Below are 25,333 nucleotides of genomic sequence, written 5' to 3'. Positions count from 1 at the left end.
AATTATGGTTATTTATTCTTGCAATCAATAAACCGATTTAAATGATTATTAACTTCAAGCTAATATTTTACAGATAAAAGTGTGGTCACTAAGTCCTTATTTAATGACCATGTTGAAATGATTTTATTTAAAAATATTGTTTCTATGGATAAGCATTACTGCAATCGCTGTGGCTAAAATAAATGAGATCATGAAAGGGAAATATTGTATTCCTAAGGTTTCTAATAAAATCCCACCGATGATGCCACTACAGGCAAAGGAAAGATTAAAAACCGTAACTAACAGTGATTGTGCGACATCTGCATAATGTTGTGCAGCATTGGCAAGGACAGTTTGTAGTAAAGTGGGGGCACCACTAAAACTTAGACCCCAAATTACAGTAAAAAGGGCAAAAAATTTTAAATCTAGGAGATGAAAATAAATACTGAATAAAACTGAGATAAGCAGAAAAGCCCCAAGGCTGATGAATATGAGTTTTTTTAAATATTGATCGACCAGCATTCCAACGAGCCAAATCCCGATTAGAGCAGCCAGACCAAAAATAAGCAGAACAAAGTCAAGTTGATAGGTTAAACCTATAGCTGCCAGTAATGGAGCAATATAGGTATACAACAAGTAATGTGAAAGGATCCATGCCATGACCAGAAACAGGATTGGACCTAAGCCAGGTATTTGCAGCACGGTTTTTAATGGAACATGCTGTTGACGAGAGCGTTGATGATAAGAGGGTACCCGGAAAAAGATCCAAAGAGCCAAGAGGATTGCGATAAGAGATAAAATTATAAAAATATTACGCCAGCCAATGAAGTTGCTTAGCCAGGCACTCATGGGGACTCCCAAGGCTAAAGCCAATGGAATGCCGAGCATGGCGAGGGCTAAGGCACGACCTTGTAATTGCTTTGGGGCCATGCTGCGTGCATAAGTTGCCAAGATACTCCAGGCTAGTCCTGTGGCTAAACCAATCAGAAAACGTAGTAATAGGACAAAAATGAAATTGTGAGATAAAGCGGTTAAAAAATTACATACGGCAAAGGTGATTAAACTTACCAGTAACAGATGACGTTGCTGAAATTTTTGAGTGAGTAAGGTTAAAGGAATCGCCGAGATTCCAGCACCTAATGCACACAAGGTAACGGTTTGGCCAGCCCATGCCTCATTGGTCATGAAACCCGAGGCAATCTGGGTAAGCAAGCCTGCAGGAATGGTTTCGTTGGCTGTGGCTAAGAAACTTGCAAGCATCAGGGCTAGCAATGGGGCGATTGGCAGTTGTGCCAAATCATTAATCGTTGTCGGTTCAGTATGAGAAGGGTGCAGCTGTTGTTTCATAGATAATATACAAGATAGCATTGCAGATAGTTTGATCGATTCGCTGCAATTTGATAATGTCTCTAATAATGAACTAACTTTCTAATCTAGATTTAAAATGGCGACTGATCGTTTAGGTGATATGCGCCTCTTTGTCGAGGCAACAGAATTAAAAAGCCTGTCCGCTGCTGGGCGTAAAATGGGCATTTCTCCTGCTGCCGCCAGTGCCCGACTGATCAAGCTGGAGTCATCACTTGAAGCCAAGTTATTTGATCGGACAACGCGTAGTTTAAGGTTGACCGATGAAGGGCAGGTTTTTTTAAGGTATTGTCGAATTGCCTTACAAGCTATAGATGATGCAGAAGTTGCCTTGCAAGATAAACAATCTACAGTTAAAGGGAAGATCAGGATTTCTGCAGCTGTAGATTTAGGGCGTAACTTGCTCAGTCAATGGATTGAGGAGTTTAGTTTCATTTATCAAGACTTGAGTATTTCTCTGACCTTGACGGACTCAAATTCCAATCTGATCCATGATGATATCGACATTGCCATCAGATTTGGCCTACCAGATAATGATTTGCTAGTGGCTCGTTATCTGGCACCCAACTGGCGAGTACTTTGCGCGTCACCTGCCTATCTGGAAAAATATGGAATCCCTGAACGTCCTTCGGATCTGGCCAAACATAAATTCATTGTGCTGACGACAGAAAATGGCCCCTTGAATGAATATTATTTTAATTTTGATCAGCAAAACTTAAAATATACTGTACATATGGAGACTGCCTGGGAAACTAATGACAGTGTTCAAGCCCGTATGTGGGCACTTGCAGGCCATGGCATCACCAGAAAAATTATCTGGGATGTCGCTTCGGACTTAAAAAAAGGAAATCTACAGGCGATTTTAACGGAAGGCATCGTCAGGGAAGCTGGTATCTATGCGGTTATGCATAAGAATAAATATATTGCGCCGAGAATCCGTTTTTTTCTAGATTTCTTAATTAAGAAATTTGAAGTTTTGGCACCTCATATTTTAAACCAGCTTCCCCAGCCTAAAAGTTGATACTTTTAATGTAATTGAGCGACGTATCCTGAGCTGCTTTTTTGATCGCGGATATAGTCTCTAGGATTTTTACCCGTCCAGCCTCTAAATGCTCGAGAAAAAGCATTGATATGGCTATATCCCAGAATGTCCGAGATTTCCTGAATACTTTTATTGGAAGAGATTAATTGTTTGGTCAGCGCAAATTTTTTGGTCTGAATCAACGATGAAAATGTGGTATTGGCGAGCATCAGTTCTCTTTTGAGTACCCTTTCAGAGACGCGTAGTTTTCTAGCTGTATCTGTGAGTGTCGGAAAGCCTTCGTTGGGGATAAGCCTGATATTTCTATTCACTAAAGAAACAATTTTATTATCTGGCTCTTGAGAAATTAAATATTCTTCTTGAACATGCTGAATCGCAAAATGATAAGCTGATTTGGAACTGAATTTGAGAGGGAGATCAAGACATTTAAGATCGAAAATGATTTGGTTCTTGTCTTGATTGAATTTAAATTCTGGAAGGCGCTTTTCAAATAGAGAATGATAATAATTTTTCCCCCACTTGACCCGTACCTGCATACCGGTAATTTCATACTCTGTAATTTCTTTAAGATTTGTGATGATATTCACAATCGCTGCTTCTGTTAAGAACTGACTAATGGCCTCCTGTTTTTCGACTTTTATGTGCTTCTCTAATTGATAAAGTGGATGTATGGTCATGATTAATTTATCATTCTTATTATAAATATTCAGTTCCATCTTATGAAGACGGATATTAAAATATTTTTGTAGATCAAGAATTACGTTGCCAAGAGTATCATTTGAAAGCATGGCAAAACCTAATGTTTCATGTGATGTCACACGACAGTTAAGGCCAAACCTATATCCAATACCTTTGTCAGGTACAAGTTCGAGGAGATAAGAAATAATACAAACCCAGTCACTAAATTTTATTTTTTCAGGAAGATGTTCTTGATCAAATAAAGACAAGGGAAGTTGGCTTCTCTTTATGAGTTCCTGTTTTGAAATACGAAACTCCGCAGCAGTATCAAGCAGAATGTTAAGATAATTACTGTGAATCATGCAGGTATGTTCTTTCATAAGGGATCATATCAGCCAAGAAGGGCAAATAAACTAAAAATTATTTTTATATTAGTCGTTCTGTTTTGAATCGATAATACTGCCTAAAATTGAATCACTTTCAAATTTGAATTGTATAATCCATCATTTCTCCCTGATGTTTTACGGCCTGTGTTTGAGCTGTAAAGTTTTAATGAATTTTTCATATTGCCTTTTTTTAGTCGCTATGATGCATTTTCCAAACGACCTCATAGGGTCTAAAATTAAAGGAAGTTGTCATGAATAAATTGATCAAAAGCGCTATCGTAACAACCAGCATGCTTGTTTCTGCCTCGGCTTTTGCTCAGACTGTTGGTGCGCATGTAAATGGCTCGGCTCAGGCAAATGTTGAAACTGGCCATTTAGTAAATGGTGTGACAGGCGCAGTAAAAAGTACCAGCCAGAATACGATGAATGCTGGTGTAGGGGGAGCACAAAAAACACTAGGTACCGCGAGAGATATTGGAACTGGAATTGCGCAGCAGACGGCAGCAAGCGTAAAAAATGCCCAGAATGCAGCCAATGGTTCAGCTCAGGTGCAAGTCAATGCAAATGGTTCTGCTAACGGTGCAGTCAATGCAGCTCATACTGCGAAAAATACCCTGCAAGCAGGGACGAAACACGCTCAAGCGACGATGAGCACAGCAACTCAAGTGGGCTCAAACGCTGTTACTAAGACTGAAAATGCGATGAGCAAAACAACAGCGTATGGCGCTGGTTCAGCCAAGGCTGCCGGGAAAGTAACTTCAGATACAAAAGCACGCTTGAAGAAGAATGCAGGATCTCAACAAAAGAAGTCAAAAAAACTTAAATCAAATGCTCAAGCACGTTTAAAATCTAATCTGAACAGCCAGTTGAAGAGCTCAGCGCAAAGCCAGCATAACTCGAGTGCAAATACAAAATCAGGCGTAAATACTAATCTAAAAACTAAAATAACAGCAAACGTTGATTAATTTTATTCAAACAAGAAGCCTTGAATAAGGTTTCTTGAAATTTATGAAAAATGATAAATATTGTGGAGAGGATCTGGCAATTTTTAAAGCTTATAAAATTTGAAAAATCAATGGATTATTTTGTTCAGTGTCAATATCTGTAAGACTAGATTGTGTGCAAAAATTGAATCCGGATAGAAAATTTTAACTTTCAGCTTATGTATTTTACATAGAATAAATAACGACTGGTATTTGCTTTACTGTTTGAAGCATCAAAAAATGTATTCTATTTTATAGCGGTTTATCACTTATATTATTAAAGTTTTTAAGAAAAAAAGAACTGTCCCTTTTTGTTTGTTTTTGATGTTTAAATCATATTTTATTGTGGATCATTGAATATAAAAAGACCATGATGTTAATTTTTAATGTTTATGCTGTTAAGTATTGCTTGACTATTTTTATTATCATATTTTTATTTTGAGTTTGATAATGAAGAAATGGGTCTGTAAAAAGTGTGGTTTATATAAAAAAATTAATCCTGGTGAAATCAAGTCGGGGCAGAAAGTTTTTTTTATAAAGCGTGATCAGCATCTCAATAAATTAAATGAGAAAATAGCGAAGGGAGCAGTTTTAAGTCGGAATGATAACTCATTAATTATATTGAGTAATAATGTTTTATTTGTAGTGAAGGATAGTGATGCCTATCCAGAAGATGCACCCGTATATTTTATCTATAATATGTTTGGTGTGTGCGAGTGTTAATATTTGAGATATAACTGGCTGACATGTCTCTAGATGGAATGGCACAAAAAGTCAAATTGATAGATAAACGTCAAGATACATTTTATCGGATCTATATAATTGAGAGTTCAGTTTTTCAAAGTTGCTTACTAAGCGTATTCAACTGTAGGAATTTAATCCATTAAAACTAAATTAGCTCAGAATCTTAGTGCTCACATTCCTGTTAGAAGAGAATGAGATAATTTTATACTTGCCAGGGCAGAAAAGGTAGAATAGATATGATCAAATATATAGTGATGAAACAACAGTTTAATGCCTCTTTAGATTTGGTTTTTCCTATTTTTTGCAAACATAGAACATTTAATATTATCTTGTGGCCATTGCATTCTGTCCTGTTTAAAAGTGCTCAAGATCCACAAAATAGTGATGGTATTGGTTCGATCAGAAAAATGGGAATTGGACCTTTTAAGTTTATTCAGGAAGAAATTACCAAAATGATCCCCAATCAGATGATTGAATATCAAATGTTAAGGAACTGTATGTTTTCTTTTCATTTAGGCCGTCTGGAATTTGAAGAAAAAGAGGGGATTACCTACGTAAGCTATACCATCTGGTTGCAAAGTAAAATCCCTTTACTTGCAAAATTGGTCTTGGCTCAACTCAAATGGTCAGCTACCCGAGGATTAAAAAAAGTCGCAGCACAAATCGAGCAATATAAGCCTCAATGATCATGGTAGGAGTACATGATGATTTGGTATGCCTGAAAATGGCAACTCTACGACAAAAGTCTATTAAACTCGATAGATTAAAATATTAAGCCCATCATCAGGCTTTCAATATCCAGCAAGAGGGAAAACGATGGATCTCAGCAATAAGACGATTATTATTACTGGTGCTTCCAGTGGAATTGGTGAAGAAGCGGCGATTCAACTTGCACAAGCAGGTGCGAAAGTTTGTCTTATTGCACGCCGCACTGAAGAACTGCAACGCATACATTCAGTTATTCAAGCACAGGCAGGGCAAGTATTTATCTACCCAGCAGATATTACGGATTCGGCGCAGTTAAAAACCTGCATCGCCTTGATTTTAGCCGAGCATCAAAAGGTTGATGTGCTGGTGAATAATGCAGCTCGATCAATTCGACGTCCTATACTCGAGTCACTTGATCGTTTACATGACTACGAGCGCACCATGCAGATTAATTATTTTGCTGCGGTGAATATGACCCTGCATATATTGCCGCATTTTCTGGAAAATGGTGCAGGGCATATTGTTAATATTTCGACCATGTCAACGCAAGTTCCCATTCCTTTGTTTTCGGCCTATCTGGCCAGTAAATCCGCGCTTGAATCTTTTTCCCGCTCTTTGTCAATGGAGCTTAAGGACAAAGGCGTTGATGTCAGCATTGTGTATTTTCCGATGGTTAGAACACCAATGTCATCTAAAACGGCGATTTATAAACATATGAAAATGCTGGATACAGCAACGGCAGCAGGATGGATTGTGAAAGCGATTACTGAAAAATCCTATCGTGTTAGCAGCAAGACAGGGTTGGTGGCCAATGCACTTTTAAATACCGTACCAACCTGGATGATGAATCTATCCCGACCATTGTTTCAGCGCATGGATAAACGTTTAAAAAATAAATTGGAAGCAGATCTTTAAGCCAAAACCAGAACTTGGCAATTCCGAGTTAAAAGAAAAGCAGCGAAAGCTGCTTTTTTATATTAATAGATAAATTTAGAAATCTTGTCTGCAGTCTGAATGACTGCTTCGGCAACTTCATTTCTAAAATACTGTTCATCATAACTGCCAAGCGGACAACTCACGGATAAAACTGCGGCCATTTTACTGGTGGATTGTTTATAAATCGGCGCAGCGCAAGCAGCCATATCATGGTTATAGTGGCCCCAACTCACCATAGAACGTTGTGTCTTTACAAAATGGAGACGCTGTAACAGCTCTTTGAGATTTTTCGGGGTAAGTTCAGAAAAAGTGTCCCATTGATTAAAACCTTTATAACGCTCTTTAATTTCGGCTTCAGTTAAATCTGCCAATAGCATTTGCCCAATTACGGTTGCATGTGCAGGCCAGCGTGTACCCAGACCGATGTTGCTGGTAAATGTGCCATTGGACTGAATATTGTTGATAAAAACAATATGTGTACCTTCCAGAATTGAAAGATGGACTGCAAGCTGGGTTTGATCACGCAGCTCTTTCATTAATGGTGTGGCTAAATCCAGTAAGGACTGTCTGGCTAAGCTATTAAAGCCAAGTTCCATGACCTTTGAGTCCAAAGCATAGGTTTTCTGTGAGGCTTTGCGTAAAAAGCCACAAGACTCCAGCGTATAGATCAGGCGAAAAGCGCTGGAACGGTTAACATCCAGAATTTCGGCAATTTCGGTAATGGTCATTTCTTGGGTTTGCTGGTTAAACGCTTGCAAGATTGCCAAACCACGCACTAAGCCAGGGACTAAATAGCGTTCTTCATTTTTTATTGCATCAGATTCTTGGGAGTCTGTTTCAATGCTTGAATTCATCTGTTCAATTTTCCTATCAAAAAAGCACACTGCTGTACATTTCGTTTTCTTCGATTTGTATTGTAACTGCAATTAGATTTATAAAATATTTTTTTATATATAAAACAAAATTTTTTTAGTAAAACGTAAAAGAATGTGTTTTAAAATTCAAGATATTGAATTTTATAAATATATTTAATTTGACAGAAAAAACATCATGGGAGTATTCTTATCTAAAGTTTGTTATATCAAATAATGTTTTATATATAAAACAAATGAGGATGCAAGGATGAGTTGGATCTCAGTTTGTCAGCAAGACGACATCACCGAAGACGAGCCGAAAGCCATTGAAGTCGACGGTAAGAAAATTGGCGTATTTTTCATCGATGACAATTATTTTGCTATCGAGAATGTTTGCCCCCATGCCTATGCCTTGTTAACCGAAGGCTTTATCGAAGATCAGACCGTGGAATGCCCGTTGCATGAGGCGATCTTTGATATCCAGACAGGTGAGTTGAAGAGTGGGCCGGGATGCCGTGATTTGTGCACCTATCCGGTACGGGTTGAAGGGCAGGACGTTCAAATTCAACTATAAGTTTATTTTTAAGGATGGAATCTCATGAAAACTTTTAATGAGAAGCTAGCGAACTGGATTCATGCCACGCCAGCAACCGAAGCAGGGATTAACAATATTCAGATACCGGGACAGGCAGAGTTGCTGGTTTGGCAAACGCGTTATAAAGAGCCAACGGTCTATGAACAGGATTTTGTTCAGCATCTCATCAAAGCCTTTTCTACAGGCGTCACTGAACTCACAGATTTAGTCCAGTCTTTAAACCAGCAAGGTTTTCGCTGTGAATCTGGTGAGCTTTGGACTTCTGAAAAGTTCTCAGAAGAAATGCAACGTTTAGGTTATTAATTCAAGGAAGAATAGTGATGAACGCAGCAGTATCAGTGACTCCAAGTGTAGAAGAGTATTTAGATTTAGGTTTACGTGATCAGTGGCATCCTGTGTTAGCAAGCTGGGAAGTGGCTGCAAATCCAGTCGGTATTACCCGTTTAGGTGAAAATATCGTGGTTTGGCGTGACGCAGAAGGTCAGGTGCATGCCTTGGAGGATCGTTGCCCGCATCGTGGCGCACGTCTTTCTTTGGGCTGGAATCTGGGCAATCGTGTGGCTTGCTGGTATCACGGTGTTGAAGTTCGCCATGATGGCGTGGTAGAAGATGTGCCTGCGGTACATGATTGTCCAATGAAAGGTACTTCATGTGTCAAAAGCTATCCTGTGATTGAACAGCATGGTGCAATTTTCATGTGGTTCGGTATCGATGCCAATGAAGAACCTAAGCCGCTAGATTTTCCTGAACAACTGGCAAGTGAAGAATGGAGTTCATTCTTATGTCAGGCGGACTGGAAAGTGAATCATCAGTATGCGATTGATAATGTCATGGACCCGATGCACGGCAGTTATTTGCATTGCACCTCACACTCAATGGCAGAGGGTGACCGTACGGCGGAAATGAAACATCGTTCAACGCCAAATGGCTTTATTTTTGAAAAAGAAGGCCAGGTTGGTGTGAATTTTGACTGGGTTGAATATGCCAATACTGGTGCAAGCTGGTTACGTCTTTCAATCCCGTATCGTAAAGACTTTGGTCCAGGCGGCGAGTTCTGGATTGTGGGTTATGCCACCCCGATTGATGCCAACAATACCCGTGTATTTTTCTGGCGCTGTCGTAAAGTTAGTGGCTGGCAACGTAATGTGTGGCGTTTCCTTTACCGCAATCACTTAGAAAAATTGCACTGGGATGTATTGGAACAGGATCGCATTATTTTAGAAAATCTTGCACCGAATGCCCGTCAACACGAATTCCTGTATCAACATGATGTTGGTCTGTCCCGTTTACGCCGTTTAATGAAAAAAGAAGCGGAAAAACAGTTAAAGAAAATTGCAGCATTGAATACCTCAAACCGTATTGAAATGCAGGAAGAAGTTCATGGTTAATGTCGCATTGTTACAGGACAAAAAAGTCCTTGTCACAGGTGCGGCAAGAGGCTTGGGTCGAGACTTTGCACAAGCGATTGCGGAAGCAGGCGCTCAAGTAGTCATGGCTGATATCTTGACTGATCTGGTACAAGAAGAAGCCGCTGCTTTACAAGCACAAGGCTTTAAGGTTGATGCGGTCAGTATTGATCTGGCAAATGCCGACTCGATCCAGCAAGCAGTTCAGCAAGCGGCTGAACGCATGGGCGGAATAGATGGTCTGGTGAATTGTGCCGCACTGGCAACCAATGTCGGTGGTAAAAGCATGATGGATTATGACCCTGATCTCTGGGATCGTGTCATGAACATCAATGTCAAAGGTACCTGGTTGGTGACCAAGGCTGCGGTGCCTTATCTCCAGCAATCTAGTGCAGGCAAAATTATTAATGTGGCTTCGGATACTGCTTTATGGGGCGCACCGAATCTGATGGCCTATGTGGCGAGCAAAGGTGCATTAACCGCCATGACCCGTTCCATGGCGAGAGAACTTGGACCGTTCAATATCTGTATCAATACGCTTTCACCGGGACTGACTTTGGTCGAAGCTACAGCCTATGTGCCGCAAGAACGCCATGATCTCTATGTGAATGGCCGTGCGATTCAACGTCAGCAGTTACCACAGGATTTGAACGGAACAGCCCTTTATCTACTGTCAGATTTGTCCTCGTTTGTGACAGGACAGAATATTCCGGTAAATGGCGGTTTTGTCTTTAATTAAGGAGTCATCTCATGATTACAGGGATTGAGATTTTAAAGTTTGGCGTTGAAGACAGAGCTGCTTCGAATAAATTTTTGGCAGATTTCGGTCTCAAGCAAAGCCAGTCGGATATTGAAGGGACTGATCTTTACCAGACCCAAAATGGCAGCAAGATTTACTTATATGATTGCGATGACCAGCGTTTACCAAAAGCCATTGAGTCAGGTTCAACGTTACGTGAAGTGACTTGGGGGCTAGATGATGCGGCACAGGATTTGGCAAATTTAGCAACCGCTTTAAAGGATGTAGAGGGTTATCAGGCCACTGCGGACATGGTGCAGTGTCTGGACCCGAATGGCATGACCATTCGCTTTCAGAAAAGCTTTACCCAAGATCTACCTGCCTTAAAAACAGAAGGCATTAACCAGTACGGCAACGTGCAGCGTGTCAATGCAGCCAGCCCTGTTTATGACAAGGGGCAACCGGTCGCAATTGGTCATGTGGTGTTTTTTACCCCTGATTTAGCAAAGACGGAACAGTTCTATATCGAAAAACTTGGTTTCTTCTTATCAGATGCTTATCGCAATCGTGGTGCATTCTTACGCTGTCGCGGTAAAGGTTTCCACCATGACCTGTTCTTGCTTTCGGTGCCAAATAAACCTGCTGGACTCAATCATGTCGCATTCGTCGTTCGTGATATCCATGAGGTGATTGGTGGTGGATTGCACATGAACCGTTCTGACTGGTCGACTTTCATTGGCCCGGGGCGTCATCCGATTTCTTCAGCTTACTTCTGGTATGTCAATTCACCGCTGGGTGGCGCATTTGAGTATTACACCAACGATGACTACCTGACTGAAGAATGGCAGCCACGCATCGAAGAACATCGTCTGGAACTCTTTACAGAATGGGCGATTGAAGGCGGTCTGGATGATCAGACCCGCCGTCAGATCAAACCTGTATAAGTCCGGTTGAGCAGGGAGTGCAAGCGATGGAAAGAATTGTAATTGTGGGTGCAGGACAAGCCGCAGGTTGGGCCGTCAGTACCTTGCGCCAGAATGGTTATGCAGGTGAAATTCATGTGGTCTCTAATGAAGACCGTGTGTTCTATGAACGCCCGCCATTGTCAAAACAGGTACTTTCAAAAGAAGCCACTTATGAAAGCTTGCATCTGTTTTCTCCAGAGCAGGTGCAGGATTTTAATATCCAATGGCACAAGCCAGCAGTTGCTACTCAGGTAGATCGCCAGCAAAAGCAGGTGGTTCTGGAAAGCGGTCAGGTTTTACCGTATGACAAATTGTTGATTGCCACAGGTAGCCGTGCGCGTGTTCCTGTGAATACGTGGCAGTTTATTCCCAATGTGGTGACTTTACGTAATGTTCAGGATTGTGAGCGTTTAGCCGAAATTTTGCAGCATTCGCAAAAGCTGGCCGTGATTGGTGGTGGCTGGATCGGTCTGGAAATTGCAGCGACAGCACGTAAACAAGGCAAAGAGGTTCATATTTTTGAATATGGCGATCGTCTGTGCGCGCGTAGCGTCAGTCCCGATGTCTCTGAGTTCTTGAAAAACATGCATGAGCAACAAGGGACACAGATTCATTTAGATAGTAAAAATCTGCATTTGATTGAAGCCGGTCAGCAAAAAGTTGAAGTGGTGAATCATCCGAATGCAAGTGAACTGTTCGATTGTGTGGTGGTCGGTGCTGGTGCAGATATTGCTAAAGAACTGGGTGTCAACGCAGGTCTGGACGTGAAAGATGGCATTGTGGTGGATGGTTTTGGACAGACGTCTGACCAGGATATTTATGCCGCAGGTGATGTAGCGATTCATCCGGGTCTTGGCTATTGCATCCAGTCTTGGGCCAATGCACAGAATCAGGCGATTGCCGCAGCAAAATCAATGCTGGGCATCGCAACCGAATATAGCGATATTCCGTGGTTATGGTCTGATCAGTATCACTTCAATATTCAGATATTAGGCACCTATCAACCTGAAAAAACCGGGCAGATTGTGGTTCGTAAAAGCGCAGATGATCAATGCAGCTATTTGTATCTGGATGATCAAAACCGTTTACTCAACATGATCGCCATTAATGATTCAAAACTGGTCAAACTGGCAAAGCGCTGGATGCAGTCGAATACCGTGTTAGACCCAAACTTATTAGCAGACCCTGAATTTAATGTCATGAAATTAAAACCATAAACATTAAATCCGGTTCATGACTCAATCAAAGGGATGAAGTATGAGTAATGAAGAGAAAAGTGGATTAAAGCATTGGGTTCCTGCTTTTGTCCTGATGGTATGTGTCGTACTGGCATTCTTCGACAAAATCAGTATTGCCGTATTATTTGCCGACCCGCACTTTCAAGGTGCCATGGGAATTGCACAAGATAAGGCCAAGTTGGGATGGCTGATGACCAGCTTTCTCTTAGCCTATGGTTTTTCCTCGGTATTCCTGAGTTTCCTCGGCGATATTTTTAATCCGAAGAAAATGCTGTTCTGGAGCGTCGCTTCGTGGGGCATCCTGATGTTCTGCATGGGCTTTACCACCAACTATACCGGCATGCTGATTTTGCGGGTTTTGCTGGGTTTGGCTGAGGGACCATTGTTTGCACTGGCGTATGCCATCGTTAAACAGACTTATACCGACCGCCAGCAGGCACGTGCTTCGACCATGTTCCTGTTAGGAACACCAATTGGTGCATTTCTGGGTTTTCCCATTACCGCAGCGGTACTTGCGAAGCATGACTGGCACACCACCTTCTTTGTAATGGCGGGTTTAACGGTGATTGCACTGCTGGCCATTGCATTTGGTTTGCGTAATTTACAACTCAAGAAAACCATTGAACTGGAATCGAGCAGCAAGCGTTTGAATTTCAAAGGTCATATTCACAATACCAAGCTGTTATTGCAAAACCGTGCTTTCTGGCTGGTATGTATTTTTAATATTGCCTTGATGACTTATCTGTGGGGCTTAAACAGCTGGGTACCTTCTTATCTGATTCAGGACAAAGGCTTTAACCTCAAAGAGTTTGGTATTTATTCAAGCTTGCCATTTATTGCCATGCTGATTGGTGAAGTGATTGGTGCTTTCCTTTCTGACAAGTTAGGCCGCCGTGCTGTTCAGGTCTTCAGTGGACTGTTGGTGGCAGGCATCTTTATGTATGTCATGGTCATTATGACTGACCCAATTCTCGTTATCGCGGCCATGTCTTTAAGTGCAATGGCGTGGGGCTTTGGTGTCGCAGCTGTATTCGCCTTACTTGCCCGTGTCACCACTGCCGATGTGGGGGCAACTGCGGGTGGAATTTTCAACGGAATGGGGAATTTTGCCAGTGCAATTGCACCTGTTCTGATCGGTTACATCGTGATGCAAACCCACAGTTTTAATTTAGGAATTACTTTCCTGGCAGCCGTCGCCGTGATCGGATCGTTTTTCTTGGTTCCTTTATTGAAACGCTATTAATCAAACTATTGAACAAAAACCTAGGAGTTAAAACATGACTACTCAACAATTTGAATCATGGACACAACCTGAAGGTACAAGCTTACAAGACTGGTTAAATACCCGTATCGCACGCTTTGAAACACGTAAATATGATTTCGATGCCTTGAAGTTTCAGGCAGATTACGACCCGAAATATCGCCGTGCACAAATGCGTTATATGGGTACTGGTGCAACAGGTGTGGTCAATGATGGCAATACGGTTCCAGCTGAAAACTTTACCTTTTCAACTATGGTGCTTCCAGCACAGTGCGAAGGGCCTTTGCACATTCATCACGATGTGGAAGAAGTGTTTTTCATGTTACGTGGCGAAATTGACCTGTTCATTGAACATAACGACGAAAAATTCGAGACCCGACTGAAAGAGCGTGACCTGATTTCAATTCCACCGGGTATTTATCGTGGCTTGTTTAATCCGGGTCAGGAAGATGCCTTGATGTGTGTGATGTTGGGTGCGGGTAAGCCGACCATTCCGAACTATCCACCTGAGCATCCATTGTCTCAAATCAAACGTTAATCCGATTGATTTCATAACTGTAGAAGGAATGACATGATGACCCTGACTGAGCGCTTAATTCACTATCCCGTTAAAACCGTTGTCGTCAATGGCGCTGTGCAGGCTTACCGCGAAGCAGGTCAAGGCCAGCCGCTGATTTTGCTACACGGGATTAGCTCGGGTTCAGCATCCTGGATTAACCAGCTAGAGACACTCAGTCAGCATTTTCATGTCATTGCCTGGGATGCACCGGGTTATGGCTTATCCGATGGCTTAAGCACAGATCAACCGGATGCAAGTGATTATGCAGAACGTGTATTGGGGTTGATGGATGCGCTGAACATTGCAAAAGCCATGCTGATTGGTCATTCATTGGGTGCATTGCAAGCCAGTGCATTTGCCCATCTTTATCCTGAACGGGTACAGACTTTAGTGCTTGCCAATGCGGCACAAGGCTATCAACGTTCCGATGAAGACACCAAAGCACAGGTCTATCAAAAACGACCAAATATGTTGAAAAGCTTGGGCAATGCAGGCATGGCAGCCAGTCGTGGTCCGCATTTGATTTATAAACAGGACCCTCAGGCACTGGCATTGGTCAGTGAAGTGATGGGGCAACTGACATTAGACGGTTTTACCCGAGCATCTTATTTGCTGGCGTATGACGAAATTCGAAATTATTTAACAGAACTGACAGTTCCTTGTGTGGTCATTGCGGGTGACAAGGATGGAATTACACCTGCGCAAGCGATCAAGGAACTGGCTGTAGAAATGCAATTGAGCCGATGTCATCTCATTACCGATGCAGGTCATCTGAGTTATGTCGATCAACCTGAACAGTTTAACGACATTGTTTTATCGGCGCATTAAGACTTAAACGAGAGATATGGATATGAGCTTCCAAGTTGAAGGAAAAGTAGCAGTTGTCACAGGTGGCTCGTCAGGCATTGGTTTGGCTGCAGTCGAAATTTTAGTTGCAGAAGGTGCCAAGGTGGCGTGGTGTGGCCGTGATGAGCAGCGTTTGGCAGCATCAAAACGATATATTTTAGAACAATATCCGCATGCCAATATCTTCACCAGCGCATGCAATGTCTTGGATAAACAAGATGTGAAACGCTTTGCCCAACAGGTCCATCAGCATCTGGGCAATGTCGACATGCTGATCAATAATGCAGGTCAGGGCCGTGTGTCTAATTTTGAAGATACTCAGGATGAAGACTGGATGAAGGAAATTGAACTGAAGTATTTCAGTGTGTTGCATCCTGTGCGGGCATTTCTGGAAGATTTAAAACAGTCGGCTTGCGGGTCGATTACCAATGTGAATTCTTTGCTGGCCCTGCAACCTGAACCGCACATGATTGCGACTTCATCTGCACGTGCGGCATTGCTGAACCTGACCCATTCACTGGCGCATGAATTTACCCAGTACGGCATCCGGGTCAACTCAATCCTGTTGGGCATGGTGGAGTCGGCCCAGTGGAAACGCCGTTTTGAAACCCGTTCAGACCTCAATGCAACATGGGAGCAGTGGACTGGCAATATCGCCAAAAACCGTGGTATTCCAATGCAACGTCTAGGCAAGCCGGAAGAACCGGCACGTGCCTTGGTGTTCCTTGCATCACCTTTAGCATCCTATACCACAGGTTCGACACTCGATGTCTCTGGTGGATTTAATAAACATTTATAAGGTGTTCCCATGAAACAGTTGATGATGATCGGTTTTGGCGCCATGGCAGCAGAAGTGTATGCGCATATGCCTCAAGACCTGCAACTTAAATGGATTGTGGTCCCTGCACGCAGTGTCGAAAAAGTACGGGCGCAGGTTGCGGCTGATGTACAGGTCATTTCTTCAATTGATCAATGTCAGGGTACACCGGACTATGTGATTGAAGTGGCTGGTCAGGCAGCGGTGAAAGAACATGCGCAAAAAGTGCTGGAAAAAGGCTGGACCATTGGCCTGATTTCAGTGGGCACTTTGGCGGATAACGAATTTTTAATTCAACTGAAAAAAACTGCAGAACAACATGATGCACATCTGCACCTTTTAGCAGGTGCAATTGCCGGGATTGATGGTATCTCTGCAGCCAAAGAAGGCGGTCTGGAAAAGGTCACTTACAAGGGCTGTAAGAGTCCGAAAAGCTGGCGTGGCAGCTATGCAGAACAACTGGTCGACCTCGATCAGGTCAGCGAAGCAACGGTTTTTTTCCGTGGCACAGCCAGAGAAGCTGCCTTGAAGTTTCCAGCCAATGCCAATGTGGCCGCCACAATTGCACTGGCTGGACTGGGTATGGATCAGACCCTGGTGGAGCTGACGGTTGATCCAAATATCAACAAAAACAAACACACCATCGTGGCGGAAGGCGTGTTTGGTGAGATGACCGTTGAACTGGTGGGGGTCCCATTGGCGAGTAATCCCAAAACCTCAACCTTGGCTGCATTAAGTGTCATTCGCGCTTGCCGCAATAGCGTTGAAGCAATTCAGATTTAAAAGGATTTGATCATGGTAAAGGAAATTTATATCGCAGGTGAATGGCGATTAGGTAAAGGCGCTACGATTCAAAGTTTATTTCCAGCAGATCAATCGGTGAATGCTGAAATATCAACGGCGAGTCTGGACGATGTCAATGAAGCCATCGAAAAGGCAGATGCGGCTTGGCGTAAGGCGGAATGGCGCAACAGCATGCCGCATGAACGTGCCCGTATTTTATATAAAGTGGCCGACATTATTGAAGCGCGTGTGGATGAGCTTTCAAAGTTGCAAACTCGTGATAATGGCAAGCCATTGGCTGAAACTCGTGCCTTGACCCTAAGTGCAGCGGCAACAGCACGTTATGTAGCTGCAGCGTGTGAAACCTTAAATGATGAGCTGACCACGCAACGTACCGCAGATTTCATGACCATGAGTGTGCATGAACCTGTGGGCGTGGTCGCTGCAATTACCCCGTGGAACTCGCCAATTGCCAGTGAAGTACAAAAATTGGCACCTGCACTTGCGGGCGGTAATGCAGTGATTCTAAAACCTGCGGAAGTGACTTCTTTGATTGCATTGGAACTCGCCAAAATCTTTGAAGAAGCAGGACTACCGAAAGGTTTACTCAGTGTACTGGTCGGACGTGGTTCGGTGATTGGTGATGCAATCGTAAAGCATCCTTTGGTACGTAAAATTTCATTTACTGGTGGAACCACCACGGGTCGTCATCTGGCACATTTAGCAGCCGATAAACTGATCACCACCTCTTTGGAATTGGGTGGAAAGTCTCCAACGATTGTATTGCCAGATGCAGATATTGAACTGGCAGCCAAGGGCGTGGCTTATGGCATCTTTAGTTCGGCTGGACAAGCTTGTATTGCAGGTTCACGTTTATTTGTACACAGCAGCATCTATGATCAGTTCCTCAATCGTCTGGTTGAGATCACTAAAGGCTTACGTGTTGGACATCCTGAAACAGCAGGCGTACATCTCGGGTCTTTGATTAACCCGAAGCATTTGGCTTCTGTCGATGCCTATGTACAGCTTGCGAAACAAGAAGGTGGACAAGTCCTTGTGGGTGGTCATGCCTTAACCGAAGGTGAGTTTGCCAAAGGTAGCTATTACTTGCCAACCATTATCACGGGCTTAAGCAATTCAGCACAAACCTGTCAGGAAGAGATTTTTGGTCCTGTGCTGGTGGTGATGAAATATGACGATGAACAAGATTTGCTTGCCCAAGCCAATGACAGTTGTTTTGGTCTTGCCGCAGGCATCTGGACGGAAAACTATCGTAAGGCATGGCAAATTGCCCGTGCTTTAGAAGTGGGTACGGTTTGGATCAATACCTATAAAAAATTCTCGATTTCAGCGCCATTTGGTGGCTTTAAAGAAAGTGGTATCGGGCGTGAAAAAGGTCGTTTAGGCATTTTGTCTTACATGCAACAAAAAAGTATCTATATGGGATTAAGCGAGCAGCCAAATCCTTGGGCGAATTAATACATTCATGGAATGAACAGTTTTTGAGGAATATATAAATGACAGAACGTGTAAATGTCGGCGAAGCCATCGCCCGTGTTTTAGAAGCACACCAAGTAGACAGTATTTATGGCGTGATCTCGATCCATAACTTACCGATTGCTGATGCAGTGGGTCGCCGTGAAAAAATTCGTTTTGTGGCGGCACGCGGTGAAGCAGGTGCAGTCACCATGGCCGATGGTCACTCTCGTTTTAAAGGACTCGGTGTGGCGCTCACCAGTACCGGCGCGGGTGCAGGTAATGCGGTCGGTTCACTGATTGAAGCGATGAATGCAGGCAGTCCAGTGTTGCATTTAACCGGACAGGTGGAACGTGAATATTTGGATCGTGATGCCAGTTTTATTCATGAAACCAAAGATCAACTGACCTTCTTGCGTGCATCGAGCAAAGCTGCATTTCGTATCACCAGCCCTGACAATGCGGTGGGTGTGATCCGTGAAGCGATTCGTGTCGCCACGACAGTGCCGATGGGGCCAGTCAGTGTTGAGTTACCGATTGATGTACAGGCAGCCGAAATCGATTTGCCATTGAACTTAGGGCCAGTGAAAGCACTGGAATTGCCACAGGCTGAACAGATCGAAGTTGACCTGATTGTCGATGAACTGAAAAAAGCCAAACGTCCAGTGTTCTGGATCGGTGGTGGTACGTTGAACAGTGTGGCAGAAGTCAAGGCGATTGCTGATCTTGGTATTCCTGTGGTGTCATCAACACATGCGCGTGGCGTATTGGCCGATGATCATCCACGTAGTTTAGGCGCATTCCATAACTCGGCTGGCGTAGAGCAGTTGCTTAAAGATGCTGATCTATTAGTAGTGGTGGGTTCACGTTTACGTAGTAATGAAACCAAGACCTATTCAGTGCAATTCCCTGACAATATTATCCAGATTGATGCCAATCCAGTCGCACAACAGCGTAATTACAAAGTTCGTAATTTCATTTGTGGTGACGCCAAAGATGTGCTGCAACGTGTATTGACGGGCCTGCAAGGTATCTCAAAAGTTGACGCAGATTATGATGCAGCAGTGGCTCAGGCAAAACAGGCTGCGATTGAAGCTTTACGCAAGCAGCTTGATCAATATGCCTTGATCTGTGATCACTTACGCGCTGCATTACCACAAGACGGTATTTTCGTACGCGACATTACTATGTCAGGCAGTACCTGGGGCAGCCGTTTATTCCCGGTACAGGCACCGAATCAAAATATTCACTCTTTAGCAGGTGCCATTGGTTTGGGGCTGGCGACTGCGATTGGTGCTTCGATTGCCAATCCTGATAAAAAAGTCATTGGCTTGGTCGGTGATGGTGGTTTAATGTTAGGCATCGGCGAAATCGCAACCATGGCGCAAGAAAATACCAATATGGTGCTGATGATCATGAATGATGGTGGCTATGGCGTGATGCGCGGTATTCAAAACAACTACTTCGGTGGTCGCCAGTATTTCAATGAATTGCATACCCCAGACTATAAGGTTTTAGGCGAAGCGATGGGCGTGAAGAGCTGGAAAGTGGGCAGTGCTGATGAATTCAAGACCGTGATTCAGCAAGCGGTTGCTTTTCAAGGGCCAAGTGTGATTGAACTGGATATGCATTCAATTGGGCCATTGAACTTCGCAGGTCCACCACAGAAAAAACTGTACTAATCCCACTGAGCATTGGCAGTCCGTGCTGATGTGAAGACCGCGTTATGGGCAAAATTTTTTGCCCATAACGCAATAAAAACTATGTTTTATAGGTAAAACAACAACAAGACCAACAGGATCGTTGGGACGAAAGCGAAGGAACAACCGATGAAAAAGACAGTGATGGTCGCGATGCTTGCTGCATGTTATTTGGGTACACCATCCCAGGTGTTTGCACAAAGCTCAGCCCTAGAATGGAAAAGTGAAGATGGAACTGATTCAGTTAAACTCGGCGGGGTGGTGCGACTGAATCAGCGTTATGAAGCTTGGGAAGGACCGAATGGCGGATTCGGTAAGCTTTATTTTGATATTTTCAGGGTTGACCTGAAAGGCAAGTTTGACGATGCCTATTTTAATGCCAGTTACCTGTTTCAGGATCAGGAAAAGCGTTCGGTCGAGAAAGCCTATGTGGGCTATAATTTTGATCAGAACAACAGTATTGAAGCTGGTCTGGTGTACAAACCTTTTGCGATTTATCCTTATCCGCAAAATGGCTGGACTTACCATATTCCGTTTTTCCTGGGCTATGGCAATAATATCGCACCCGGATTGAACTGGAATTTTAATAACAAGGACTGGGATATCAAGCTGGGCTATTATCCGCAGATGCTGGATACCAGTCTGCGCTATTCGCCTGAAAGTGCCACTTATGATGATTTGGCTGAAAATGCTTTCCCAACTCAAAAAGCCTACCAAAATGAAAAGCGCCATCAGTTTAACACCCGTATTGTACGCAAACTTGAAACTGAATTCGGCAAGCAGGAATTTGGTGTGTCGGGTGCGATTGCGCAACTGCATAACAAGACTACCGATAAGAATGGTCAGTATTATGCGGTCGGTCTGCATAGCGACAATAATTATAAGCGCTTTAATTTACAAAGCTCGGTGATTCATTATCAATATGATGCCAAAAACCCAGATGGCGTGAGCAATGATGTGACCTTGATGGGTAATAATGGATTTACGCCTGCATATTTTATTGCTTCGGAAGCCACTGTTGCCAGTTTAAATCTGGCTTATACCTTGCCTGTGCAGGATATGGGCAAACTCAAGGCCATCCGTTTCTATAATGACTATAGTTATATGGACAAGAAACGTGATGACTGGTCAGCTTCACAAATGAATACCACCGGGATGATGTTTATTGCTTCACCGTTTATGGTCTGGGCCGATTATACCTGGGGTAAAAACTCCAATATTATCGGTGGGGCTTCTAATGCCACAGGTTATACCTCAACGGTTTCACCCTATAGTGACCAATGGTTATACCGTATCAATCTCAATATAGGCTTTAGTTTCTAAGATTTATTCATTACGTTTCTAGAAGGAGTGAGTCATGGCCATGATTCACTCCTTTTACTTTTTAAGCGTGGGTTAGGGAAGATGATTTTTTCGATATTCAGAGGGAGATACTTTTTCCCATTGTTTAAAGGCACGGCTAAAAGCACTTTGCTCGGCATAACCCAACAATAACGCAATTTCCGTCAGTGAGAGTTCCGATTTAATCAGATAAGTTTTTGCCAGTTCTAAACGTATACTTTTAACCAGATCACTGTATTGCAAATTATAGCTGCCCAATTTACGATAAAAACTTCTTAAGGATAGTTTCATCTGTCTGGCAATATGCTCTGCAGAGGGTTCGCCACTCTTGAGCATATTGACGATGAGCAACTGTAGATCTTTCAAAAAGGTATCCGGGTTTGGGATACTTTTAAGTAAGGCTTCAGCCTGTTGATCCAATAGTTTTTTGAGATGAGGATCGCTGCTCGGAATCGGTAGATGCAGGATTTCGAGTGGCAGCCATAAGCGTAGTACTTCAGAATCAAAGCTGACAGGGCAGCCATAGACCTGTTGATAAGGCGTACAGTCTGCTGGCGCCACAGCTGAAAACTCTATTTTTAAAGGCTGGATATCGGGACGATGTAAAATTTTTCGAATTGTACTGATTACACCAGAAATTAGCACCTCATTGGAAAGTTGGGAGTTTTTATGCACCACTGGGGTCCAGCACATACAAAAGCTGTCTTCTTTTTGCAGGATTGAAAAGGCCGCTGAATTTTGTAAAATTGGCTGAAAATTCTTGAAGCAGTTTAAAAAACTGTTCAGATTAGGATTGGAAAGTGCCAAATAGCCTAAAATATGAATATGGTGTGGTTCAGCCAATTCGCCAATATAGTGCCCCAAAACTGGTGTCGGATGTTGCTGGTAGATTTCTTCTAATAATTCCCACCATTTACTTAGCGGCATTCGTTGTTGATGAGCATATTGTTGACTCAATTCATCGAGTTGGGAATTGGACATATTTCTTTGTTGTAAATACTTTGCAATCAGTTCTAATAGAACCGAGGGAATACTTGGTGTTTCGGTCATAAATGCTCTGCTGATATCAAAGTCAAATCCTTTAACTTCATGTGAATAAAATATAGGATTGATCAGATTTTTTTATTTACCTGGTTATTTTAACGTATTTACTCACATTCAGCTTTATCATCAAAGGACAGAATACTTTTATTTAGAGTTGGAGAAATATTCTATTAAAAATCAAAATATTATTAGATGGTTGAATAAGTAAATTGTGTTGATTTGACTTATCTTTCTTCTCCGTGGCATTTACTGTCAAGTTTTTAGTACTAAATTTAATTATTTTCCAAGGATATGTCTTTTAAGCCTACTTGAAATGTATTGAAAGGCTTAGCGAGTAAAACTTTATCTCTTGGAGTGGAAAATGTCAGATTTAGGTCAAAATGGGAATACTAAAGCTTATTCATTTGATGTGGTGATTATAGGTGCCGGTTTCTCAGGGATTGCAGCAGGAATAAAACTCCAGAAGGAAAACATTCATAATTTTATTATTTTGGAAAAATCCAATGAGGTTGGGGGCGTTTGGCGTGAAAATACTTATCCAGGTTGTGAATGTGATGTACCGTCATCCATCTACTCTTATTCATTTGCCCCGAATCCCAATTGGAGCCATATTTTCTCGAAACAGAAAGAAATACAGCAATATATTAAAGATGTCTCCAGCCGCTTTAAAATGGATCAACATATTTTATTCAATACCGAGCTATCTACTGCGGCTTGGTCAAATGAGCAACAAGTCTGGTTGATTGACACCAATCAGGGACGCTACACCGCCAAGTTCGTATTTTTTGCGACCGGGCCTCTAAGTGAACCCGCAACTCCAGCTGTTAAGGGCTTGGAGAGCTTCAAGGGAAAGGTATTTCATTCTGCACAATGGGATCACTCGGTTGATTTAAGCAACAAGCGGGTTGCCGTCATTGGAACAGGTGCATCCGCGATTCAGATTATTCCTGCAATTCAGCCCATCGTTGAGCGACTGTATGTATTTCAAAGAACAGCACCGTGGGTGATTCCAAAACCGAATCTGGTATTGAATGAAAGTTCTAAAAATTTACAGCAAAAAGTCCCTTTTACCATGCAATCGCTGCGTAAAGTCACCAGCATTTCCATGGATATGTTCAGTTCAAGTGTCAATCAACCCAAAACCTTGAATGTATTGGGCAAAGGATTGATTAACTGGATGCATTATCAGGTTCAGGATCCAGTACTGCGTACAAAGCTAACTCCTAAATTTACTTTGGGCTGTAAACGGATTTTGTTTTCCAATACTTATTATCCGGCCTTGGCTGCAAAAAATGTAAATCTGATCAATCAAGGAGTGAAGGAGATTACCCCTAAGGGGATTTTGGTCGATGGGCAAGAAATCCAACTGGATATTATTGTCTGGAGTACCGGTTTCGAGGTCGCAAAACCGCCGATTGCGAAACGGATTATCACTAAAAAAGGAACTTTGCTGGATGACATTTGGTCAAAACAAACTGTTCAAGCCTATAAAGGCTGTGTGATCAAGGATTTGCCAAATGCGTTTATGTTGCTTGGACCGAATAGTATTAGCTATAACTCTTTAATTACGGCAGCTGAAAATCAGGTGAACTATGCGGTTCAGGCAATTCGTTTTGTACTGGATAATCAATTGGCCAGCTTTGAAATCAATCATTTCGCGGATGATCAATTTAACCGTACATTGCAGAATAAGCTACATGGCACGGTATTTAATCAAGGTGGTTGCGCAAGTTATTATCTGGATGAAAATAAAACCAATGTGGTTAATTATCCTTGGACCATGCAATATATGAGAAATGATCTGGAGCACTTTGATAGCAAGAATTATAGATTCCTTTAAGGTTAACGATAAAAAAAAGCCTTATGTCATTGCATAAGGCTTTTTTATTTAATCTAGAATTAAAAAAACAGGCACTTGATGTGCCTGAGAAAAGTGACCAACTTTGCTTTAACAGACGCGGAGCCTGGTTAGGGCTTTTACTGCAGCAGAGTTATTAATCACTTCTAAGGCCTTAAGTGTATCTCCCTCATCGTAGGGATGATAACTTGGTTTCACCCAATGCCTTAAACTAAAGATCATGGAGAAGAAACTTGGGACCTGTTTGCTACGGGCATTTTCAATTGCGGTTTGACCCAAAGAACGCAGTAAACCGTACTGGCTATAGCGCTGGGCCTGTGTATCTTGCTGTGCTAATTTCTTAAAGCATTGATAAATCGCGAGGGTAAAGCCTGGCGCAACACCCATCATGATCATCTGGCGCTGTAAATAGGCAAAAGTTTTATTGTCTTCACCACATAAATGCATATACAGATCAAAAGCGACACTACGGTGCTCAACCTCTTCCGCCAGATGCCAGGTCATCAGATCAGACATCATCTCATCGGCAGTTTTGTTTTGCCAAGGTTGGTCATCCAGACACCAGGTTCCCAACATGGTGGTGAAATGCTCGACTGCTGCGGCAATGCCGACACGGACGGTTAACCAGCGATAAGCCAGATTTTGCGGTAATGCCAAGCCCAAAGGCGCTGTATTGAGTTGCTTCGATATTGTATCTAGGGCAGCAATAAAGTCATCAATTTCATAGCCATAATGTCTTAAATAGTCTTGCGCGACTTTGTGGGCAGAGGCATGATGTGCTTCTTGATGTACAAAGCCTTTTACATCAGCACGAAGCTTTTCATCTTTTACATAGGGTAGCGCTTCATTAAAGGCACGACACATCCACAGTTCACCCACTGGTAAAATTAAATGCACGGCATTAATTAAATGCGTGGCAAAAGGATTGTTATAAATCCAGTGTTCAGGGGTTTGGCTAAAATCAAATTGGACACGGCGCTGTTCCAAATAATGGTTTTCCAGTCGTTGTTTAGGGTGCATTACAGTTCTC

At 42.6% G+C, this 25,333-nt stretch carries 25 protein-coding genes; 20 read left to right on the top strand and 5 right to left on the bottom strand.

The window, feature by feature from the left end; genetic code table 11:
- Positions 1 to 123: 123 nt before the first annotated feature.
- On the bottom strand, positions 124 to 1,326 hold the full coding sequence (locus tag MSG93_RS13845) for an MFS transporter (protein ID WP_324622226.1): 1,203 nt from the start codon (positions 1,324 to 1,326) through the stop codon (positions 124 to 126).
- Positions 1,327 to 1,423: 97 nt separating this feature from the next.
- Between MSG93_RS13845 and MSG93_RS13840 the strand changes: the two genes are divergently transcribed.
- The gene (locus MSG93_RS13840) at positions 1,424 to 2,365 is read left to right on the top strand and encodes a LysR family transcriptional regulator (RefSeq protein ID WP_005286995.1); all 942 of its coding nucleotides are present in this window, start codon (positions 1,424 to 1,426) and stop codon (positions 2,363 to 2,365) included.
- Between the two features lie 5 nt (positions 2,366 to 2,370).
- On the opposite strand, the gene MSG93_RS13835 is transcribed toward MSG93_RS13840, so the two are convergent.
- On the bottom strand, positions 2,371 to 3,444 hold the full coding sequence (locus MSG93_RS13835; RefSeq protein ID WP_324622225.1) for an AraC family transcriptional regulator: 1,074 nt from the start codon (positions 3,442 to 3,444) through the stop codon (positions 2,371 to 2,373).
- A gap of 257 nt (positions 3,445 to 3,701) precedes the next feature.
- Between MSG93_RS13835 and MSG93_RS13830 the strand changes: the two genes are divergently transcribed.
- The 4 genes from MSG93_RS13830 (at position 3,702) to MSG93_RS13815 (ending at position 6,800) form a co-directional block, all read left to right on the top strand.
- Complete coding sequence (locus MSG93_RS13830) at positions 3,702 to 4,415, top strand: hypothetical protein (RefSeq protein ID WP_324622224.1); 714 nt, start codon at positions 3,702 to 3,704, stop codon at positions 4,413 to 4,415.
- A gap of 468 nt (positions 4,416 to 4,883) precedes the next feature.
- The gene (locus MSG93_RS13825; protein WP_005286985.1) at positions 4,884 to 5,156 is read left to right on the top strand and encodes a hypothetical protein; all 273 of its coding nucleotides are present in this window, start codon (positions 4,884 to 4,886) and stop codon (positions 5,154 to 5,156) included.
- A 257-nt stretch (positions 5,157 to 5,413) separates the two neighbouring features.
- Positions 5,414 to 5,863, top strand: coding sequence for an SRPBCC family protein (locus tag MSG93_RS13820; protein WP_324622223.1), 450 nt, complete (start codon positions 5,414 to 5,416; stop codon positions 5,861 to 5,863).
- Positions 5,864 to 5,993: 130 nt separating this feature from the next.
- On the top strand, positions 5,994 to 6,800 hold the full coding sequence (locus MSG93_RS13815) for an SDR family NAD(P)-dependent oxidoreductase (RefSeq protein WP_324622222.1): 807 nt from the start codon (positions 5,994 to 5,996) through the stop codon (positions 6,798 to 6,800).
- Positions 6,801 to 6,862: 62 nt separating this feature from the next.
- Here the strand turns inward: MSG93_RS13815 and MSG93_RS13810 are convergent, their stop codons facing one another.
- On the bottom strand, positions 6,863 to 7,675 hold the full coding sequence (locus tag MSG93_RS13810) for an IclR family transcriptional regulator (RefSeq protein WP_005231181.1): 813 nt from the start codon (positions 7,673 to 7,675) through the stop codon (positions 6,863 to 6,865).
- Positions 7,676 to 7,943: 268 nt separating this feature from the next.
- Between MSG93_RS13810 and MSG93_RS13805 the strand changes: the two genes are divergently transcribed.
- The 14 genes from MSG93_RS13805 to MSG93_RS13740 all read left to right on the top strand — a co-directional run bounded on the left by MSG93_RS13805 (position 7,944) and on the right by MSG93_RS13740 (position 21,383).
- Positions 7,944 to 8,249, top strand: coding sequence for a non-heme iron oxygenase ferredoxin subunit (locus MSG93_RS13805; RefSeq protein ID WP_005231180.1), 306 nt, complete (start codon positions 7,944 to 7,946; stop codon positions 8,247 to 8,249).
- Positions 8,250 to 8,273: 24 nt separating this feature from the next.
- Positions 8,274 to 8,573 (top strand): recombinase-like helix-turn-helix domain-containing protein, encoded by a 300-nt coding sequence (locus MSG93_RS13800; protein WP_004772875.1) that lies wholly within the window; start codon positions 8,274 to 8,276, stop codon positions 8,571 to 8,573.
- 17 nt (positions 8,574 to 8,590) lie between these two features.
- Positions 8,591 to 9,658: an aromatic ring-hydroxylating oxygenase subunit alpha gene (locus MSG93_RS13795; protein WP_005231177.1), complete on the top strand. Its 1,068-nt coding sequence runs from the start codon at positions 8,591 to 8,593 to the stop codon at positions 9,656 to 9,658.
- Positions 9,651 to 10,415, top strand: a complete 765-nt coding sequence (locus tag MSG93_RS13790) for an SDR family oxidoreductase (RefSeq protein WP_324622221.1) — start codon at positions 9,651 to 9,653, stop codon at positions 10,413 to 10,415. Before MSG93_RS13795 ends, MSG93_RS13790 begins: the two co-directional genes overlap by 8 nt.
- Before the next feature lie 11 nt (positions 10,416 to 10,426).
- Positions 10,427 to 11,359 carry a VOC family protein gene (locus MSG93_RS13785; RefSeq protein WP_324622220.1) on the top strand — a complete coding sequence of 311 codons (933 nt, stop codon included), beginning with the start codon at positions 10,427 to 10,429 and terminating at the stop codon, positions 11,357 to 11,359.
- A 26-nt stretch (positions 11,360 to 11,385) separates the two neighbouring features.
- On the top strand, positions 11,386 to 12,597 hold the full coding sequence (locus MSG93_RS13780; RefSeq protein ID WP_324622219.1) for an NAD(P)/FAD-dependent oxidoreductase: 1,212 nt from the start codon (positions 11,386 to 11,388) through the stop codon (positions 12,595 to 12,597).
- A gap of 40 nt (positions 12,598 to 12,637) precedes the next feature.
- Positions 12,638 to 13,861, top strand: a complete 1,224-nt coding sequence (locus tag MSG93_RS13775) for an MFS transporter (protein WP_005231168.1) — start codon at positions 12,638 to 12,640, stop codon at positions 13,859 to 13,861.
- Between the two features lie 34 nt (positions 13,862 to 13,895).
- Positions 13,896 to 14,417: a cupin domain-containing protein gene (locus tag MSG93_RS13770; protein ID WP_324622218.1), complete on the top strand. Its 522-nt coding sequence runs from the start codon at positions 13,896 to 13,898 to the stop codon at positions 14,415 to 14,417.
- Between the two features lie 33 nt (positions 14,418 to 14,450).
- Complete coding sequence (locus tag MSG93_RS13765; protein WP_005286961.1) at positions 14,451 to 15,266, top strand: alpha/beta fold hydrolase; 816 nt, start codon at positions 14,451 to 14,453, stop codon at positions 15,264 to 15,266.
- Positions 15,267 to 15,288: 22 nt separating this feature from the next.
- A complete protein-coding gene (locus tag MSG93_RS13760) occupies positions 15,289 to 16,083 on the top strand; it encodes an SDR family oxidoreductase (protein WP_005286958.1) in 795 nt (264 codons plus the stop codon).
- A gap of 9 nt (positions 16,084 to 16,092) precedes the next feature.
- On the top strand, positions 16,093 to 16,884 hold the full coding sequence (locus MSG93_RS13755; protein ID WP_324622217.1) for an aspartate dehydrogenase: 792 nt from the start codon (positions 16,093 to 16,095) through the stop codon (positions 16,882 to 16,884).
- A 12-nt stretch (positions 16,885 to 16,896) separates the two neighbouring features.
- Positions 16,897 to 18,363: an aldehyde dehydrogenase gene (locus MSG93_RS13750; protein ID WP_324622216.1), complete on the top strand. Its 1,467-nt coding sequence runs from the start codon at positions 16,897 to 16,899 to the stop codon at positions 18,361 to 18,363.
- A gap of 38 nt (positions 18,364 to 18,401) precedes the next feature.
- The gene (locus MSG93_RS13745; protein WP_324622215.1) at positions 18,402 to 20,042 is read left to right on the top strand and encodes a thiamine pyrophosphate-binding protein; all 1,641 of its coding nucleotides are present in this window, start codon (positions 18,402 to 18,404) and stop codon (positions 20,040 to 20,042) included.
- Positions 20,043 to 20,189: 147 nt separating this feature from the next.
- Positions 20,190 to 21,383, top strand: coding sequence for a hypothetical protein (locus MSG93_RS13740; RefSeq protein WP_324622214.1), 1,194 nt, complete (start codon positions 20,190 to 20,192; stop codon positions 21,381 to 21,383).
- Positions 21,384 to 21,455: 72 nt separating this feature from the next.
- Here the strand turns inward: MSG93_RS13740 and MSG93_RS13735 are convergent, their stop codons facing one another.
- The gene (locus tag MSG93_RS13735; RefSeq protein WP_324622213.1) at positions 21,456 to 22,451 is read right to left on the bottom strand and encodes an AraC family transcriptional regulator; all 996 of its coding nucleotides are present in this window, start codon (positions 22,449 to 22,451) and stop codon (positions 21,456 to 21,458) included.
- Between the two features lie 355 nt (positions 22,452 to 22,806).
- Here MSG93_RS13735 and MSG93_RS13730 point away from each other — a divergent pair, with 355 nt between their 5' ends.
- Positions 22,807 to 24,285 carry an NAD(P)/FAD-dependent oxidoreductase gene (locus MSG93_RS13730; RefSeq protein WP_324622212.1) on the top strand — a complete coding sequence of 493 codons (1,479 nt, stop codon included), beginning with the start codon at positions 22,807 to 22,809 and terminating at the stop codon, positions 24,283 to 24,285.
- Positions 24,286 to 24,393: 108 nt separating this feature from the next.
- Here MSG93_RS13730 and MSG93_RS13725 read toward each other — a convergent pair whose 3' ends face one another.
- Entirely contained in the window at positions 24,394 to 25,323 is a 930-nt protein-coding gene (locus tag MSG93_RS13725; protein ID WP_324622211.1) for a metal-dependent hydrolase, read from the bottom strand.
- Positions 25,324 to 25,333: the final 10 nt, after the last annotated feature.

It is taken from the genome of Acinetobacter sp. IK40 (assembly GCF_035615075.1).
In the GTDB taxonomy this organism is placed as follows: Bacteria; Pseudomonadota; Gammaproteobacteria; order Pseudomonadales; family Moraxellaceae; genus Acinetobacter; species Acinetobacter courvalinii.
Note: the sequence above shows the minus strand (reverse complement) of the source record. Positions and strands in the feature narration are given on the sequence as shown.